The following is a 16,477-nucleotide window of genomic DNA, read 5'->3' as shown; positions in this document are numbered from 1 at the left end:
GTAGGCAAATTCCACTTTTCCCCTTGCGTTTCAACATCTACGCCTGTATAACAAGTGCTTCTCTCACAGTTTATTGTTTACCAGCCTGGTAATTTCAAATGCAGAGCTAGGAGCTCTTATCTGCAATTACCGCTTTATGTCATCCATGGCCTTTGATCCAAATCGCGCTTTTGAACTTAAAGGTGAACTAAGCGCCCTAAGCGTACTGCGATTGCAGGATACGGATATGGGACGAATAACCCATGAGCTTGCTGCCAAAGTCAAAATTGCCCCCGGATTCTTTTCTAATACTCCAATTATCATTGACCTTAAGGACCTCAATGGCAGTAAAACCCCGCTTGATTTTACTGCGCTCAAAATCACACTCATCAAACATGGCCTAGTACCCATAGGGGTACGTAATGCCGAGGCGAAGGAACAAGAAGCGGCAATCCAAGCGGGGCTGGCTTTACTTAGAAACGATCCTGCTGAATACTCCTCCCTTGGAAACGCTGATAATTCTAGGCCTCAACGTCGCCAAGGGGACCCTGGACCACCGCGCCCTCCTCGCAAAAGTTTGATGATCACGCGGCCCGTTCGCTCAGGACAGCAAGTCTACGCCCGGGAATGTGATCTTGTGGTGTTAGCTCAGTCCAGTCCTGGTTCAGAATTACTTGCAGACGGTAATATTCATGTCTATGGCCCCTTACGAGGACGTGCACTAGCAGGAGTTCATGGAGATACGGAGGTACGGATCTTTTGTCAAAGTTTGGAAGCGGAATTGATTGCTATTGCAGGCAATTACAAACTAATCGACGACGTAGAAGCTTCATCCAAGGGTCGTCCTGTGCAAATTTACTTGCAGGAAGATCACTTAATGATTTCACCCCTATAATGAAAAACGCGGATCCACAGGCTAGGGAGGATCGAAGGTGACCAAGATAATTGTCGTCACATCTGGCAAGGGTGGCGTGGGCAAGACAACGACGAGTGCCTCATTTTCCACGGGCCTCGCCATGCAAGGCTATAAGACCGTAGTGGTGGATTTCGATGTAGGTCTACGCAACCTTGACCTTATTATGGGATGTGAGCGACGCGTAGTCTATGATCTCGTCAATGTCATTAACCAGGAGGCGCGGCTCAACCAAGCCCTTATCAAGGATAAGCACGTTGAAGATCTGTATATACTCCCTGCCTCCCAAACCCGTAACAAAGATGCCCTGACCCGGGAGGGGGTCACGCGGATTTTAGACGAGCTACGGGAGCTTGATTTTGATTATATCGTTTGTGACTCACCAGCTGGTATCGAACATGGCGCGCTCATGGCGCTCTACTTCGCAGACGAGGCTTTGGTGGTCACTAATCCTGAAATTTCAGCGGTCCGCGATTCTGACCGGATTCTTGGTATCCTGCAAAGCCAATCCCAACGGGCCGAACAAGGCCAAGAGCCAGTGAAAGAGCATTTAATCATCAGTCGCTATAGCCCCGAGCAGGTCAAACAGGGCGACATGTTGAGTGTCGATGATATACTCGATATCCTTGCTATTCCCATGCTAGGTGTCATTCCCGAATCCAAAGAGGTTCTGCAAGCCTCTAACGCGGGAATACCTATTATCATGGATGAAGCCACGGATGCCGGCCAGGCCTATTGGGATGTGGTCTGTCGCTTTTTGGGTGAGGATGTTCCCCATCGGTTCATCCATATCCAGCGCAAGCCCTTCTTTAAACGGCTTTTTGGGTAAAAAAAAATGAGTTGGCTCGACTACTTTCGAACAACACGGGGAAATTCTGCTCGCACTGCCAAAGAACGATTGCAGATTGTGATTGCTCATGAACGAATAGATCGATATGGCCCGTCTTACTTGCCCAGGCTACGGCAAGATATTATTGAGGTTATTCGTAAATATGTAGCGGTCGATGAAGACCAGGTCAAAATCCAAATGGAACAAGAAGGCGATATGGATGTTCTCGCTTTGAATATCCACTTGCCCGATACGCCTCATTTACCTGAGACTCATTGCTCTTCTAAGCAATAACTCTTTGGTAGGGGTTCAAGTAGCTATTTATTTAGCTATGTAGTGGAAAGCCTTACCTTTCATGGAGGGTATGACCCTCCACCATCCATAGGCAATGATGGAGGGTTTGGGTGCCTTAGTGGCTCCTTATCCATAACACCGCCAAGAGGGCTTAAAATTAAAAGAAAGCTTGCCTAAACGCTACTAGCTAACAGGTCCCGTCAGTTGAGGAGTAGGCTCCCTGATTGGCAGGGAAACCTCCCGTGCCGTTTCCGGCAAATGGAATTTACCACTTTCCTCCATTACGCCACCGGTAGTCATAGACAATCCTTTACTATAACATTCAAGCGCTGCCTCCGAATCGCCTATCTCCTCAAGCACTTTCCCTAGTTCGCGATAAGCTTCTGGTCTGGGAGCATAAGCAATACTCGTTTCTAGATATTGCCGAGCCTTGCCCCATAAACTATTATATTGCGCTATCCGTCCCAAAGTGAGCAATAACCAAGGATTATTTCCTTGCTGAGAGAGCCAAGCCTCTGCCCGCGTAAGCTGTGCCACCAGATCCGATGAGCGAACCAACCCATAAAGATAAATCAATTCGTCGCTCCAATTCCTTTTCAAGGTCTCCTGGAGAAGCTGTTCTGCTAGATCTAGCTCATTGCGCTCAAGAAGAGCATAAACATAGGTAGCTACGATTCGGGGATGTCTTCGCAGGCGGTTGGGAATCGCTTTCCATTCCTCGATCAAATAAGCATCGCTTTCACTGCGAGCAGCCTCTTGCAAAAGCTCCACATGGGCCATCACTTCTAACGACTGCGCCTCCTCCTTATTTACCAAGCGCCGTTTGCGTAATTCAGGTAGCAAGTCGAGCAATTGGCCCCAATCTCGGTGTTGGGAGTAAAGGGACTTTAGCAACTTAAGTGGTTGGGGATGCCTTGGATCTAAGGCCCGCAGATGCCTTAGAGTAGCCAATGCCTGATCAAACTGCCCACTGCTAATCTGTAATTCCGCCTGAGCAAGCTCGACGGCAAAATTAGCGGCAGGCGTAGTCTCTCGAGCCAAATCTAAATAATGGTCTCGCCGCTCATATGCACCTTGATTTTGGGCAGCGCGAGCAGCGGCAATATAATTGAGTAAGGGAGTATTGCTATACGCGATATCCTTAATTAAGGCACGTTCTGCCCGATCCCAATTCCCTTCCTCTACATCAATTAAACCTTCAATCAACATTTTGCTTGCGCGCGAGGTCCGCCGCTGTTGCCGTGTCTGTCCTAACCGCTGGGGAGTTTGCCACATGCCCGAAACGAAGCGCAGAGCTAGGTATCCTCCGATAAAGGCTAACCCGGCCACAAGCACTGCCAGAGTCAGTGTGGTTTCCACCATCCATTGGCCATATCCGATAACGAGATAACCGGAATCATCATGGGTGAGCAGTTCCAAGCCTACCGCGAGAATCAGAACAATCAGGCCAAAAATTACTGCTTTCATGCCTCACCTCCTTCGCTACCTCTGGCAGCTTGCGGCCCTATATGCTCCCGCACCCGCTCCAAAGCTTTTAATGCTCCAGAAATATCCGGCAATGTGGGTTTAATTGCCGTCTGCTCTAGTTCAACGAGAGCGTCCTCCATGACTTTAGCCTCAGGGCCTTGGAAATAGGTCTGCAACCAGCTTTGAGCTAGCTGGAGACTTTGCCGAAAACTGTCCTCGTTTTTTTGTAATAGGCTCAGTCGGGCTGATTCTAATTCAAGCCGCAGATTTTGGTAGAGAAAGTAGCGCTCTTCCGGCGGCAATATGGGAATACCGCCACCGCCTTCCCCTTCACCCCGGCGCCTGACTACGACCAAATGCTTAAGATCGCTCCAGATAACCTGCAAAAATTCCTTAGCCTTTTCAATATAAGTATTTCCCTCTGATTCCGGAGGCTGCTCAGGGGCCTGCTCTTCCACCTTTGGAGTCGGTGTTGGCTCTTCTATCACTGTTTCTTTGAGTTCTAATTCTTTTACCCGATCAATGAGGCTAGTAAGAGATAGAGCCATGCCATCAATATCAGGAACAGGCACCGCTTTCAGGGAACTGATTTCTTCCGCTAATTTAGCTCGCACCGGCGTTAACGCTGGATCGGCTATCTCACGAAGAATCTGATCAGCCGTCTGCAAAGCCACCAGCGCAGTGCTCACATCCCGTTCCAATTGCAACCGTTCATTGGCAATACGCATGAGGTAGGCCGCCTCGGCAATATCCCAATTCCCAGGTTGCGGGCCCTGTTCTATTTCCGAACGGAGAATACGCAGAGCGGATTCCAAGGCGGCCATTTCCTTCTGAATTATCTCAAGCTCGTCGGCATTCCCCTCCACCTCCCCCTTCAAGGAGGTAACCTCTTGTTGGAGGGGTTCTTCTCTACCCGCAAGCCGTTCATCTACTTGGGAGGCTACGCGGGAATCTACTTGGGTATCTAATTGTGCAGCCAATTTCTTAGAGAGGGCCTCCCGTGCCTCCCGTTCCTTCTCAGCCAAGGAGCGCGCGTAGTAGGCATCCCCCACAGCGACTAAAATGAGGGCAATGGCCAGAATCATAAACCCTACCATGTATTTGCCTCGACCACGTGCCGGAGGAACTTCCTCTTTGGGCGGTTCAGATACCGGCTTGCTACCCCCACCCTCGGCTGGGGAAGCTTCCGCTGCTGGCTCTGCTTGGGACATTGCAGCAACTCCCTCGGAGGCTGGCTGTTCTGATTCTAGCGTTTTTGCTTCCTGCCCCATTTCCTCTGGTTTTTTAGATACCGCTTCTGGCGAAGGTTGGTCAGGGGAGTTACTCATAGTTCCTCCTGGCGCTTCAAAAGCCGGCTGATTATGGTCTATTTCTGAAAAAGAAGCTTCCTTCTCCTCGGGACTTTCCGTCGTGGATTCTGCTTTGGATACAGTGGTCTTAGCGTCTGGTTTCTCCGCTTCCTGGGCTTTTGCGTTGGCTTCCTCCGTCACCTCTGTATTAACTTCATTGAATGTTGTTTCTACTGATGAGGCGGCCTCCTTTTGCTTCCTTTTGCTGCGGTGTGCTCCTTTCGCGCGTCGACGTCCTGGCAAGTTTTCTCCTTTATCACTCATAATTTATCCTCATGTTCAATAATGGCTTGGACAAGAGCGGTATCGCTAGGCTCCTGTGCCACCCATATTTGAGTAAATCCAAGCTCTTTTGCTTGCTGCGCTTGCCGCGAGCCGATGACTACAAGGGGGATCAGACGAAGTTTTTCTAACAGAGGTTCCCCGACCAGATAACAGAGATTTTCCAAAACAGCCTTACTGGTGGTAATCACCACATCTACAGGACGAGATGCCAGGGTCTGGCGCAGTTTGGCCGCCACCGATGGAGGGGGCAAACAACGGCGGTACACTTCAGCATACTCAATTTGGGCACCACGCTTAGCTAACGTCCCTGCCAAAAGTTCTCGTCCTCCACTGCCGCGGAAAATGACTACCCGGCTCCCGCTCATATGCTGCAATTCATCCATAGCAAGCAACGCCTCGCTGTTATATCCGGAGGTAGGGCAAAGGTGGGGATGCAGCCCGAAGTCGGCCAAAGCCTGGGCAGTGGCCTGCCCCACCACTGCGATTTTAAGATCTGCGGGCATTTCGCGCCGGGAAAGCACCCACGGCAATCCCCGCTTTACTGCATTAGCACTTACGAATACAGCCCAATGAAACCTATCTAAGCGGCGAATAATCTCCTCTACAGCAGAAGGCTCCTTGGGATCGCCAATTTCCACTGTAGGGAAGCGCAAAACCTGCCCTCCTTCAGCTTCGATTAATTGAGATAACCTTTCAGCTTGCTCTGCAGGACGGGTAACCAGTATCCACTGATCCGCAAGCCGTCGCTGTGGGGAAGTATCCCGTTCAATCACCGTAGACCTCCGCCAGAATTTTATCCGCCCCTCGGCGAAGTAAATCCTCACCCAACGATACGCCTAATACCTCTGCTTCCTCAGGCGTTCCCCACATTTCACCTCGAATGACTTTCTTCCCATCCGGTTGTCCCACCAGGGCACGTAACCGCAGCCGCTCACCATCAAGCTCAGCATAGGCAGCAATGGGAACTTGGCAACCTCCAGCAAGTCGCTCATTCAACGCCCGTTCAGCGCGAATTGTGGTCCGTGTTGGGGTATGTTCAAGCACTTTTAGTAGCTCCTCCGTAGCGGCATCGTCTTTTCGGCACTCAATGCCAATAGCCCCTTGACCGATAGCAGGAAGGCTGATTTCAGGGGCCAGCAGTTCTGTTATTCGCTCTGTCAACCCTAAACGTTTTAAACCCGCAGCCGCCAAAACAATGCCGTCAAATTCATTGTTGTCTAATTTGGCTAAGCGGGTATTAACATTACCGCGCAAGTCCAAAACATGGAAGTCTGGGCGACGCTCACGCACCTGGCTTTGTCGACGTAGGCTCGAAGTTCCCACACGCGCGCCTTCCGGAAGACTATCCAATTGCTGCCAGTGGTTGGAGACAAAAGCATCCCTAGGATCCTCCCGCTGGCAAATTACCGCAATATGGAGACCTTCCGGCAAAACCACGGGTACATCTTTCATAGAGTGAACGGCAATATCGGCCTCCCCACTAAGCAGACCCTGTTCCAGTTCTTTAACAAACAAACCCTTACCGCCTACCTTGGCCAGGGGAGTGTCTAAGATTTTATCGCCCTGGGTACTCATACGAACCAATTCTACATTCAAGCCAGGGTGGTGATGACGCAATGTATCAGCAACATATTCAGCTTGCCACAAAGCAAGGAGACTCTTACGTGTGGCAATACGAAGACAAGTCTTTGCATTCATAATAAAAACACCATTTTATATCGATTTAATAGACTAAAGCTGTTTTAAAGAGGAAATGGGACCGGGTATAGAATTGCAAAGCTTGAATACAGACCTTATCCGAATGCAGCACCAAAAGACGGATATTTGGCGTAAAATTACCGCAAGATACCCCTATACTAAAAACTTTTCCACTTCCAACACGCGGAGAACGCTATTTTAATATGAGTCACGACGCTGTCCCCAGTAAACCCTGGTCCGGTCGCTTCAATGAGCCCACCGATGCCTTTGTTGAAGAATTTACCGCCTCTGTCAGCTTTGACCACCGGCTGTATCGGCAGGATATCCGCGGTTCTATCGCCCATGCACACATGCTAACTAAGGTAGGTGTGCTCTCTGCGGAGGAGTCTGAGGCCATTGTCCTGGGCCTAGAAACTATTGCCCAAGACATCGACAAAGGACAATTTTCCTGGTCCGTCACTCTTGAAGATGTGCACATGAATATTGAAGCCGCCCTTACTGAACGTATTGGTCCTGTCGGCAAAAAACTCCATACGGGCCGTTCTCGAAATGACCAGATTGCCACGGATATCCGCTTGTATCTACGTGATGCCATCGATACTATTGCAATCCAACTACGGCACCTACAAGAAGGCTTGCTAAATTTAGCCGAGCGCGAGGCAGAAACAATCATGCCGGGATTTACCCACCTACAAACGGCACAACCCGTGACCTTTGGCCATCACTTGATGGCCTGGTTCGAAATGCTGGCAAGGGATAACGAACGCCTTGCGGATTGCCGCCGCCGGGTTAATGTCTTGCCCTTAGGGGCGGCAGCTCTAGCAGGAACCACCTTTCCTATCGATCGCGCCTATACGGCTGAACTGCTGGGCTTTGAGGCTATCACAGAGAATTCATTGGACGCAGTCTCCGATCGGGATTTTGCCATTGAATTTACCGCTGTTGGTGCCCTCCTCATGACCCATCTGTCCCGTTTTGCTGAGGAATTGGTGCTATGGTCCTCAGCCCAGTTTGACTTTGTCACTCTTCCAGATCGGTTCTGTACAGGATCGTCTATTATGCCCCAGAAGAAAAACCCTGATGTTCCAGAATTAGTGAGAGGGAAAACAGGTCGCGTCAATGGCCATCTCATCAGTCTTCTCACCCTGATGAAAAGCCAACCTCTTGCTTATAACAAAGATAACCAGGAAGACAAAGAGCCTCTATTCGATACTATTGATACTCTCCTGGGATCCCTGCGGGCTTTTGCCGATATGGTTCCCGCAATAAAAACGAATTCCGATAAAATGCGCGAAGCAGCCGCTAAAGGCTATGCCACTGCCACTGATCTCGCTGACTATCTCGTACGCAAAGGTGTATCCTTCCGGGATGCCCATGAGATAGTAGGCAAAGCCGTCGCCTATGCCATCCAACAGGGCAAGGATCTGGCCGCACTCAATCTAGAAACCTTCCAAAGCTTTACCCCTCTTATCCAGGAAGATGTCTTTGCAGTCCTCACATTGGAGGGCTCGGTGGCGGCAAGAAATCATTTAGGAGGCACCGCACCTACCCAAGTACGCGCTGCCATCCAACGGGCCCGGAAGAAATTACGCCTCCAGCCCTAACTGGCCTCGGTTTGGCTCATCAACTCCGGAGGGAGACAGTGACGCCCCTGGCGAACAAAAGGCGGCTTAACAATAGTGGCCGCCACCGCCCGGTCCCGGATATAGACCTCACAGGCGCCTTTAGCTTCGGTAGGCACCCGGGCAAGGGCAATGGATCGCTCTAAGCTAGGGGAAAACCCGCCGCTGGTGACTACCCCCTCACCCACGGGGGTGACTACCCGCTGTCCATTGCGCATAAGGCCCTTTCCCTGGAGCAACAAGCCCACGAGTTGGCGGGGGCAACCGGCAGCCTGCTGGGCTTCCAAAGCATCACGACCGATAAAATCCCGCTCGGTGGGTTCCCAGGCCACGGTCCATCCAAGGCCCGACTCCAGAGGGGTCGTCGTCTCGTCCATATCCGTGCCATAAAGACACATGCCCGCTTCTAACCTCAAGGTATCCCGCGCGCCAAGGCCACAGGGCATCACGCCGCTGGCCACCAGGCGCTGCCACCAGCCTGGCGCTTTCTCTCCGGGTAGCAGCAATTCATAACCATCTTCCCCCGTATAACCCGTACGGGCAACAAAGAGTTCATTCTCCCACACCGCCTGAAAGCGCTTCAGACTAGAAACCTTTTCCCTTAAGGTTTCTGGCAATTGCTCATGGACTTTGGTGCGTGCTTCAGGCCCCTGTACGGCAATCATTGCCAGATCAGATCGCTCTTCCACTTGAACCTTAAAAGGAGCCCCATGGGTTTCGATCCAGACCAAGTCTTTATCCCGGGTACCCGCATTAGATACGATACGGAATTCCTGCTCTGCCATAAAGTAAACAATAAGGTCATCAAGAATCCCACCCTGCTCATTAAGTATGCAACTATAAAGAGCCTTTCCAGGGACAGTGAGGCGATCCACATTATTGGCCAGCAAGCGGCGTAAAAAAGGACGTACTTTCTCACCTTTAAGATCAATCACTGCCATATGGGAAACATCAAATATTCCAGCGCCCTGGCGCACTCTCTGATGTTCTCTCACCTGTGAACCGTAATGCAGGGGCATATCCCAACCAGCAAAATCTACCAACCGGCCCCCTGCTGAGCGGTGCTGTTCAAATATTGCGGTATGTTTTCCCATTACAAGCTCCTCCTCATGTATATTAACTATGACACAGCCCAGAATGGGATGGAAGGCTATCTTCCCACAACCGCTGCTATTCATGGCATCACCTCCGCGTAAAAGCTGACAGCAAATAGTTTTGCAGGCGGCAATAAAAAGCGGATTTAACGCCAAGGTAAGTACCTATGAAAAAATATGAGGTGTTTTAGGAGCGAGCGGGTGCTGTTCCCTGTCCCCTAGCTCCACACCACCGGATCGCCCCAGGAATACTTCAAAACTTTTACTAAGATACTTAACTGATTGAAGGAGTTAAAGGACGTTGAAGATCGGGAAAATCTTTATAGTCGGCCTGCTGAGTACCACCCTTTGGAGCCCACGCGTTAACGCCGGCTTGCCTCTGAGTTTGTTCGAGGGTTCAGAGGAACTCCCCTCCCTTGCGCCCATGCTTGAGAAGGCTACCCCCTCCGTGGTCAACATTGCAACCCGCAACCGAACGCCTGTTCCTGGAAATTCCTTATTGAAAGATCCCTTTTTCCGTTTTTTCTTTAAGCTACCCGACTCCCCGAAAACGATTCCCCGGCAAAGTCTTGGTTCCGGAGTCATCATCAATGCCCACGAAGGCCTTGTCCTCACCAATAACCATGTGATTGATAAAGCTGATGAGATTACGGTTACCCTCCGTGACGGGCGCCAACTTTCCGCAAAGGTAGTCGGTACCGATCCCCTTAGCGATATCGCGGTCATTAAAATTCCCGCTCAAGGCCTTACCGCTTTGCCCATGGCCAATTCCGATACTCTCCGGGTAGGAGACTTCGTGATTGCTATCGGCAATCCCTTTGGTCTTGGGCAAACGGTCACTTCGGGTATTATCAGCGCCTTAGGCCGCAGCGGCCTGGGAATCGAAGGATATGAAAACTTTATTCAAACCGATGCTTCTATAAACCCTGGCAATTCTGGAGGAGCGTTGGTCAATCTCCGAGGGGAGCTGGTAGGGATCAATACCGCTATTTTTACTCCCGATGGCGGCAATGTGGGGATTGGCTTTGCTATTCCCAGTAATATGGCCCAGGAAATTATGGAACAACTCCTTAAGTATGGCGAGGTACACCGTGGTCGACTTGGCATTGCTGTCCAGAACCTGACACCTGACCTGATTCAAGCCTTCGGTATCGATCTCCGCCAAGGAGCAGTGGTTGTTCAAGTTCTCCCTAACTCGGCAGCCGCAGAAAGTGGACTTAAGGTGGGTGACATCATTGTGGCCGTGGATGATCAGCCGGTTCATAACGCCGACCAATTGCACAACATCATTGGTCTATCTCGGGCGGGGAAACAGATCAATCTTACCGCAGTCCGTAACGGCAAAGAAATCCACCTAACCATCACCATTAAGAAAATCACGGCAACATTGGTACCTGAAAAAATAGTGCCTTATTCTTAATGATTACAGTGGAGAAGAAAAGATGTATTTGGGTTAATGCTCCATCTGCCGAGCAAGGGGACGAAATTGCAAATTATAGAACATCTCCAAATAACGCCGACTTTCCTCCCGCTCCAAATTGGTTACATATTTCCAAAAACCATAAATGCGAGACAAGGTCATCATCTGCTCGGCATGAAGATCCCAAGTGTAACGGCGCCCAATCCGATGCAATGCACCGTGGGAGAGCTTTTCCCAATATTCAGGCTCAACTTGACAGCGCTCGAAGAAATCGGCGATGCAAGCAGCAGTCTCTTCACCATGGTTGGGATTGATGTGAAAGCCTGATACTTCGTCTTGGATGATCTCCAAGGGTCCCCCATAGCAAGTGGCAAAAGTAGGCAATCCACTGCTCATTGCCTCTATTACCGTCAAGCCAAAGGCTTCAAAGAGCGCCGGCTGAACAAAAGCACCGCGGGAATCAGCAACAAAACGATAAAGCTCTCCCGCCAAATTTTTTTGCAGCAAAGTTCCTAACCAACGTACTTGGTCATCTAATTCATATTCTTCCATCAACTGATGCATGCGGGTAATTTGGGCCTGTTCTTCCCTGTCCGCCGATTGCGCCTCATCCACATACCCAGCAACCACCACCAAATTAACCCGCTTTCTTAGTCGTTCACAGCGTCCATACCATTCCACCAAGCCGGTGATGTTCTTGATTTGGTCGAGGCGCGCCATGGTAAACAATAACGGCTTGCCCTTATCCTGGAGCTTGCCGCGGGCATCAGGTCGCTCGTTGCCCCATACTAACTCTTCGATTTCCTGACGCAATCCATTTAAACGTCGTTTCCTCTCTGTATAGGGAAAATAAACTTCTGCATCGGCACCGGGGGAAACAATATTGAATTTGGGATCGAAAACATCAATACCCTGAACCACCTGATACAATCCAGGCAAAATATAGGCACCATAGCTTTCATACTGGCCTACGCTATTCCGATCCCCTGCAATTTCCTGATAAGTACTGGTGATAATAAAATCAGCACTATTCATAGCAATGAAATCAGCGGTAAACTGGCAGGCAAAGTGGTATTGGGGATCATTTTCCCGCCAATATAAATCGGAATAAAGATACTTGGTCTTTTCCAAGGCATGGGCAATATTGCACTGGGTCACGCGCAGACGGTGGGAAAGAAGGGTGGCCACCAGGCTTCCGTCCGAGTAGTTGCCGATAATAAGATCCGGGCTTCCCTCAAGCTCGGCGAGAATTTCTCTTTCTACATCCATGACATAGCGTTCAAGGTAAGGCCAAACCTCAAAGCGAGGGAGCCAATAGGGCAGCACTTCGCCAGCGGCACTGCGAAAGGGCACCCTTAAGATAGCAGCATTTTCCGTCCCGACAATGGCTTCTAAGCGTTGATCGCAACGGGTGCCCTGGGCCTCCGGAATCAAGCGAGTCACCACCAAAATCTGGGGCTCAATATCAAGCCCCTCCTCTTTTAACTGGCGGCGCATTTCCTTCTCTAGAGCCCGAACCTGGTCCAAGATATAGACCACCTGCCCCCCCGTATCCGGCAAGCCCAGAATATTGCCCTGACCAAAATACCCATGGGGACTAAGAATAACGATATTGAAAATCATCGGAATACGGGCAAGGAATCGCTCTAAATTGCCCGGATCAGGGGCTTCAAGAATATCCATTAAGAGGCTAAAGGAATCCTCCATCTGAGCCACGGTCCCGCCCCAACCACGCTCAAATCCCAGTTCCTGCAATTTATGCCCTACGGCTTCCCATTTAGCAGCCTCGGGGAAATCGCCGAGAAAATCCATCGCCTGGCGTAGGGCACGGCGCAATCCCCGTAAATCCTGGATGCGATCATTTAACATTAAGGGCTGTCCCCGGCAGTGGTGGACACTTAAAAAGTTGAGTAAGCATTGGCCTCCCGTTTCTAGCTCTTTAAATAACTGGCTAGAAAGATGTCGGTTGAGGAAATCCATTCCGCGGCCAATGGAACGAGTCTCACTAAGGCGGGGGAATTCTCGATTAAAAGGTCCCATATCCACCCTCAGCGGCCACGGCTCAGGTTGCTGGGGACCGAGCACTAGACGTGCCTTAAACTCTAGAAATTGGGAAACAGTTACTATTTCAACTTGGATAACCTCTGCATGGATCCGGTAATATTCCCAGTTTGCGATTCCAGGTCGTACCGACAAGTAGATCCACTCGGGATCCATTGCCGCTTCCTGAACGGCTTGGATTATAGCTGCCAAGGGGGAATTGCGAAGTTCTGACCCCATGTCCTTCTCATTACAGAAGCTATCGAACTCATCGATAAGGTCAGATCGCAACAAAAAAGGTTTTTGGAGAGCCAAATAGCGGCGCAACAACAGATAAACCACTTCCCTGTGCTTGCTCACAAAATCAACAATTTCCATTATATTGCTTCTTTCTGGACCGCTACTATCCTTTCCTGTTCAAAAAAATTGTAGTGTTCTAAAGCTTCTAAAATTCCCCAGGCATGGTGCTCTTTGGCAAAATAAATACTTGGATCCTCATGCAGATATTCGAGCTCAGGACTATAGTTACCCACTACCGCTCCCAAAGTATTGCCGGTCAACATTTCCTCATCACTACCGGAGTCACCCACGACCAGGAGGTGCTCTAAGGGAATACCCCATTTATTGCAAAAAAACCGCACCGCACTTCCTTTGGAAGCCCGCACCGGCAATAAATCCAGGTAAGCTTGGTGGGAATAGATAATATTGGCACTCAGATCAAGCCGCCGCAAATGGCGAGTAATCGCCGGTATATCTATTCCTTTTTTAGCGTCTACATAATAGCTGATCTTGTAAGGCAACTGCTCACTACGGGGCTGAAAACGTAGATTGGGTATATCAGCCATTGCCTCAAGAATGGCCTCCCGTTTCCAGCGATAACGAATATGCTGCTGCCAGCTTTGATCCTCCACGAGATTAGGCCCGTAGAAGATCTGAGATCCCACCCCCGTGATCAAAAGATCGGGCAAAGGAATTTCCCATTCTTTAAGCACTTTAAGGGTACTGGTGAAATTTCTTCCCGTTGCAATACCAAAACCAATTTCCGTACCCGCTTCCTTAAGTTTTTTAAACAAGCTGCGTAGGCCTTCCCTGTCCCCAGTTAAGGTATTGTCGATATCGCAGACCAGGACTTTTTCAGAAACAGGTAAGCGGCTCTTTTTTTTCGTCTGGAGCCTGGGCTTTTTCGCCTTCCGGATAACTTTGCTCACCTCACGCAAATACTTTGTCACATGCCCTGGCCAAGAGTAATGTTGGTGCGCACCCTTAAGGCCATTTTTTGCCCAACGTTGCCACCGGCTGCGATCAGAAAGGGCCTCAAACAATACTTCGCCCATGCGGTCTGCATCCAAAGGATCGATAAGCTCCCCGTTCTTACAATATTCCAATATTTCCCGAGGGCCCCCGTCATGGGTAGCAACAACGGGCAGGCCGCTAGCTGCTGCCTCAATCAATGTGAGGCCAAAGGGTTCCGTTAATGCCGGATTGATAAAAATACCTTTTGACTGGGCCGCCAAGCGATATAAGTCTGGGACATCACTGATATCATGGTGCTTGGGATAGGCAATACTGCCATAAAGGTCGTAGCGATCAATTAATAGCAATATCTCCTTTAGCACTGTCCTCGGTCCTTTCTCCATGGTGCTGATATCATCTCGATTACCCGCCACCACGGCTAAATTAGCTTTCTGGCGCAGGGCTGGGTTCTCCCCATAGGCCCGGATCAAAGTCGTAATATTTTTCCGCGCATCTGGCCGGGACAAAGCTAAGATCATGGGCTTACGGGGGTAAGATAGAAAACGGCTTATTTCCCGCTCAATTGGTGGATTGCGCCAGAAACGAGAAGGAGGATGAAACCGTTCCAGATCAGTACCTGGGGGGATCACCACCATCCGCTTTGGCTGATAGTTATCATAAAGGGCATATTGTTCATCCACCTCCTGCTGAGTACTGGCGACGACCAGAGCAGCAGCACCGAGAGCCTGTTCTTCGGCCTCAATCCGTTGATTTATATTGTATCGAGCCTCAATATTCTCCTCGCTAGTCCCACCCTCAAGAAGCCGCTGATGTTTTACTCGGCCTAAGGAATGCCCTGTATGCACTAAGGGAATGCCTAATAAGCCTGACAGGCGTAATCCAACATACCCGGCATCCGCATAGTGGGAGTGGATGACATCGGGCAGGCGACCGACGCGACGAATGTGCTGAAGAGCATAATCGGCAAAACTGCCTAGATAAGGCCATAGGACCTCTTTACGCAGATATCGGCGTGGGCCGCAGGATAAGCGTATAATTTGGGCTCGAGAGGAAAGACGTTCTATCGATTCCCCGTAATCCCTGTCTATTTTAGGATCGATAACTCTTCGCGTTAATAAATCGACTCGGCTTACTTGGGGATTTTCCGCAAGTGCCCGCGCCAATTCAATAACATATTTTGTCTGGCCGCCGGTATCAGCATCTCGACCTAGCTCTAGCTCATGGCCGCGAATAAGCCCATGGACGCTGATTAACACAATGTACAAACCATCGGGCTGCTTCATTAGGCCTCCTGCCAGTTGGCCATAAATCCAGCATAGAATTGGGGATCTTGAGTCACAGCTCCCTGCATCGTGCAGACGGCAGCGGCAAAAGCCACCCCTCTCTCTAAGGCCTGCTTAAGTGGCCAATTCTGTAGAAGCGCTTGTATCATCACCGCGCTAAAGGCATCACCTGCACCCACTGTATCAACCACTTTGACTGGATTAGCTTTGGCCCAATGGAACTGATTGTCTGCCACCACCAGCAACGCACCTTTTTCACCTAAAGTAATGAGTAACCACTCCAACTGGAAACGATGGCAGACTGACTGGGCCAGCTTTACCAGCTCTTCCTGGTTTTCAGCTCTCTTTTCAAGGAGGGTAAACAACTCGGCATCATTGAGCTTAGCCCAACGAGCAGTATGCAAGGCTTGTTCTATTAAATTGTACTGCCACCAGGGAGAGCGAAGATTAAGATCAAGGAAAATCGGCGGATCGCCCATTTTCGATAGGGTTTCCAGTGCTCTTCGGGAGGTGGGAGAACGTACTGCCAATGTGCCCCGATAAAGCAAAGGAGGGGATTTACTGGGTAACTGTTTTAAGAGGGGATCGGGATCAATAAAATCGTAGGCCTGGTCTGGGAGGATATTGAAGCTGGGCTGTCCCCCCTGGAGAGTGATTTCTACTTTGCCTGTGGGATGAATCGGGTCCTGTTGAACAGCGCCGCAATCCATATCCCACGTTCCCATTGCAGCTAACACCCGCTGGCCGTGTTCATCAGTACCCACCCGACTAATTAACAGGGGCGCTAAACCCAAACCTTGCAGGTGCCAAGCGACGTTAAAAGGAGCCCCCCCCAACACCTGGACTCCATCGGGAAAACAATCGAAAAGTACTTCCCCAAAGACAAAAGGTCGCGGCAATGGTTGCTCTTCCATAATTTTATAATCTAAATTTCTAAGTCCCAAAAATCC

General features: G+C 50.1%; 13 protein-coding genes. 5 read left to right on the top strand and 8 right to left on the bottom strand.

Annotated elements, in window-relative coordinates; genetic code table 11:
- Nucleotides 1–145 precede the first annotated feature (145 nt).
- The 3 genes from minC to minE are packed head-to-tail and all read left to right on the top strand — an operon-like array spanning nt 146 to nt 2,015.
- Nucleotides 146–874, top strand: coding sequence for a septum site-determining protein MinC (gene minC / locus E3U44_RS04265; protein ID WP_240761729.1), 729 nt, complete (start codon nt 146–148; stop codon nt 872–874).
- Nucleotides 875–911: 37 nt separating this feature from the next.
- The gene (gene minD, locus E3U44_RS04260; RefSeq protein ID WP_134356823.1) at nt 912–1,721 is read left to right on the top strand and encodes a septum site-determining protein MinD; all 810 of its coding nucleotides are present in this window, start codon (nt 912–914) and stop codon (nt 1,719–1,721) included.
- A 6-nt stretch (nt 1,722–1,727) separates the two neighbouring features.
- The gene (gene minE / locus E3U44_RS04255) at nt 1,728–2,015 is read left to right on the top strand and encodes a cell division topological specificity factor MinE (RefSeq protein WP_134356822.1); all 288 of its coding nucleotides are present in this window, start codon (nt 1,728–1,730) and stop codon (nt 2,013–2,015) included.
- Between the two features lie 183 nt (nt 2,016–2,198).
- On the opposite strand, the gene E3U44_RS04250 is transcribed toward minE, so the two are convergent.
- The 4 genes from E3U44_RS04250 to hemC are packed head-to-tail and all read right to left on the bottom strand — an operon-like array spanning nt 2,199 to nt 6,814.
- Complete coding sequence (locus tag E3U44_RS04250; protein WP_134356821.1) at nt 2,199–3,482, bottom strand: heme biosynthesis protein HemY; 1,284 nt, start codon at nt 3,480–3,482, stop codon at nt 2,199–2,201.
- Complete coding sequence (locus E3U44_RS04245) at nt 3,479–5,095, bottom strand: uroporphyrinogen-III C-methyltransferase (RefSeq protein WP_134356820.1); 1,617 nt, start codon at nt 5,093–5,095, stop codon at nt 3,479–3,481. Before E3U44_RS04245 ends, E3U44_RS04250 begins: the two co-directional genes overlap by 4 nt.
- On the bottom strand, nt 5,092–5,889 hold the full coding sequence (locus tag E3U44_RS04240) for a uroporphyrinogen-III synthase (protein ID WP_134356819.1): 798 nt from the start codon (nt 5,887–5,889) through the stop codon (nt 5,092–5,094). The genes E3U44_RS04245 and E3U44_RS04240 overlap by 4 nt, the downstream gene beginning before the upstream one ends.
- Nucleotides 5,882–6,814 (bottom strand): hydroxymethylbilane synthase, encoded by a 933-nt coding sequence (hemC, locus tag E3U44_RS04235; RefSeq protein ID WP_134356818.1) that lies wholly within the window; start codon nt 6,812–6,814, stop codon nt 5,882–5,884. The genes E3U44_RS04240 and hemC overlap by 8 nt, the downstream gene beginning before the upstream one ends.
- 203 nt (nt 6,815–7,017) lie before the next feature.
- On the opposite strand from hemC, the gene argH reads away from it, so the two are divergent.
- Entirely contained in the window at nt 7,018–8,418 is a 1,401-nt protein-coding gene (argH, locus tag E3U44_RS04230; RefSeq protein WP_134356817.1) for an argininosuccinate lyase, read from the top strand.
- Here the strand turns inward: argH and gcvT are convergent.
- The gene (gcvT, locus tag E3U44_RS04225) at nt 8,415–9,530 is read right to left on the bottom strand and encodes a glycine cleavage system aminomethyltransferase GcvT (RefSeq protein WP_134356816.1); all 1,116 of its coding nucleotides are present in this window, start codon (nt 9,528–9,530) and stop codon (nt 8,415–8,417) included. The two genes, argH and gcvT, sit on opposite strands and share 4 nt — an antisense overlap.
- Before the next feature lie 301 nt (nt 9,531–9,831).
- On the opposite strand from gcvT, the gene E3U44_RS04220 reads away from it, so the two are divergent.
- Nucleotides 9,832–10,950 (top strand): Do family serine endopeptidase, encoded by a 1,119-nt coding sequence (locus E3U44_RS04220; RefSeq protein ID WP_134356815.1) that lies wholly within the window; start codon nt 9,832–9,834, stop codon nt 10,948–10,950.
- Between the two features lie 33 nt (nt 10,951–10,983).
- On the opposite strand, the gene E3U44_RS04215 is transcribed toward E3U44_RS04220, so the two are convergent.
- The 3 genes from E3U44_RS04215 to E3U44_RS04205 are packed head-to-tail and all read right to left on the bottom strand — an operon-like array spanning nt 10,984 to nt 16,441.
- Nucleotides 10,984–13,368, bottom strand: a complete 2,385-nt coding sequence (locus tag E3U44_RS04215; protein ID WP_206054883.1) for a sucrose synthase — start codon at nt 13,366–13,368, stop codon at nt 10,984–10,986.
- Nucleotides 13,368–15,527 (bottom strand): HAD-IIB family hydrolase, encoded by a 2,160-nt coding sequence (locus E3U44_RS04210; RefSeq protein WP_134356813.1) that lies wholly within the window; start codon nt 15,525–15,527, stop codon nt 13,368–13,370. Before E3U44_RS04210 ends, E3U44_RS04215 begins: the two co-directional genes overlap by 1 nt.
- Entirely contained in the window at nt 15,527–16,441 is a 915-nt protein-coding gene (locus E3U44_RS04205; RefSeq protein WP_134356812.1) for a carbohydrate kinase family protein, read from the bottom strand. The genes E3U44_RS04210 and E3U44_RS04205 overlap by 1 nt, the downstream gene beginning before the upstream one ends.
- Nucleotides 16,442–16,477: the final 36 nt, after the last annotated feature.

It is taken from the genome of Nitrosococcus wardiae (assembly GCF_004421105.1).
Taxonomy (GTDB): Bacteria; Pseudomonadota; Gammaproteobacteria; order Nitrosococcales; family Nitrosococcaceae; genus Nitrosococcus; species Nitrosococcus wardiae.
This window is presented reverse-complemented; position numbering and strand designations above follow the sequence as displayed.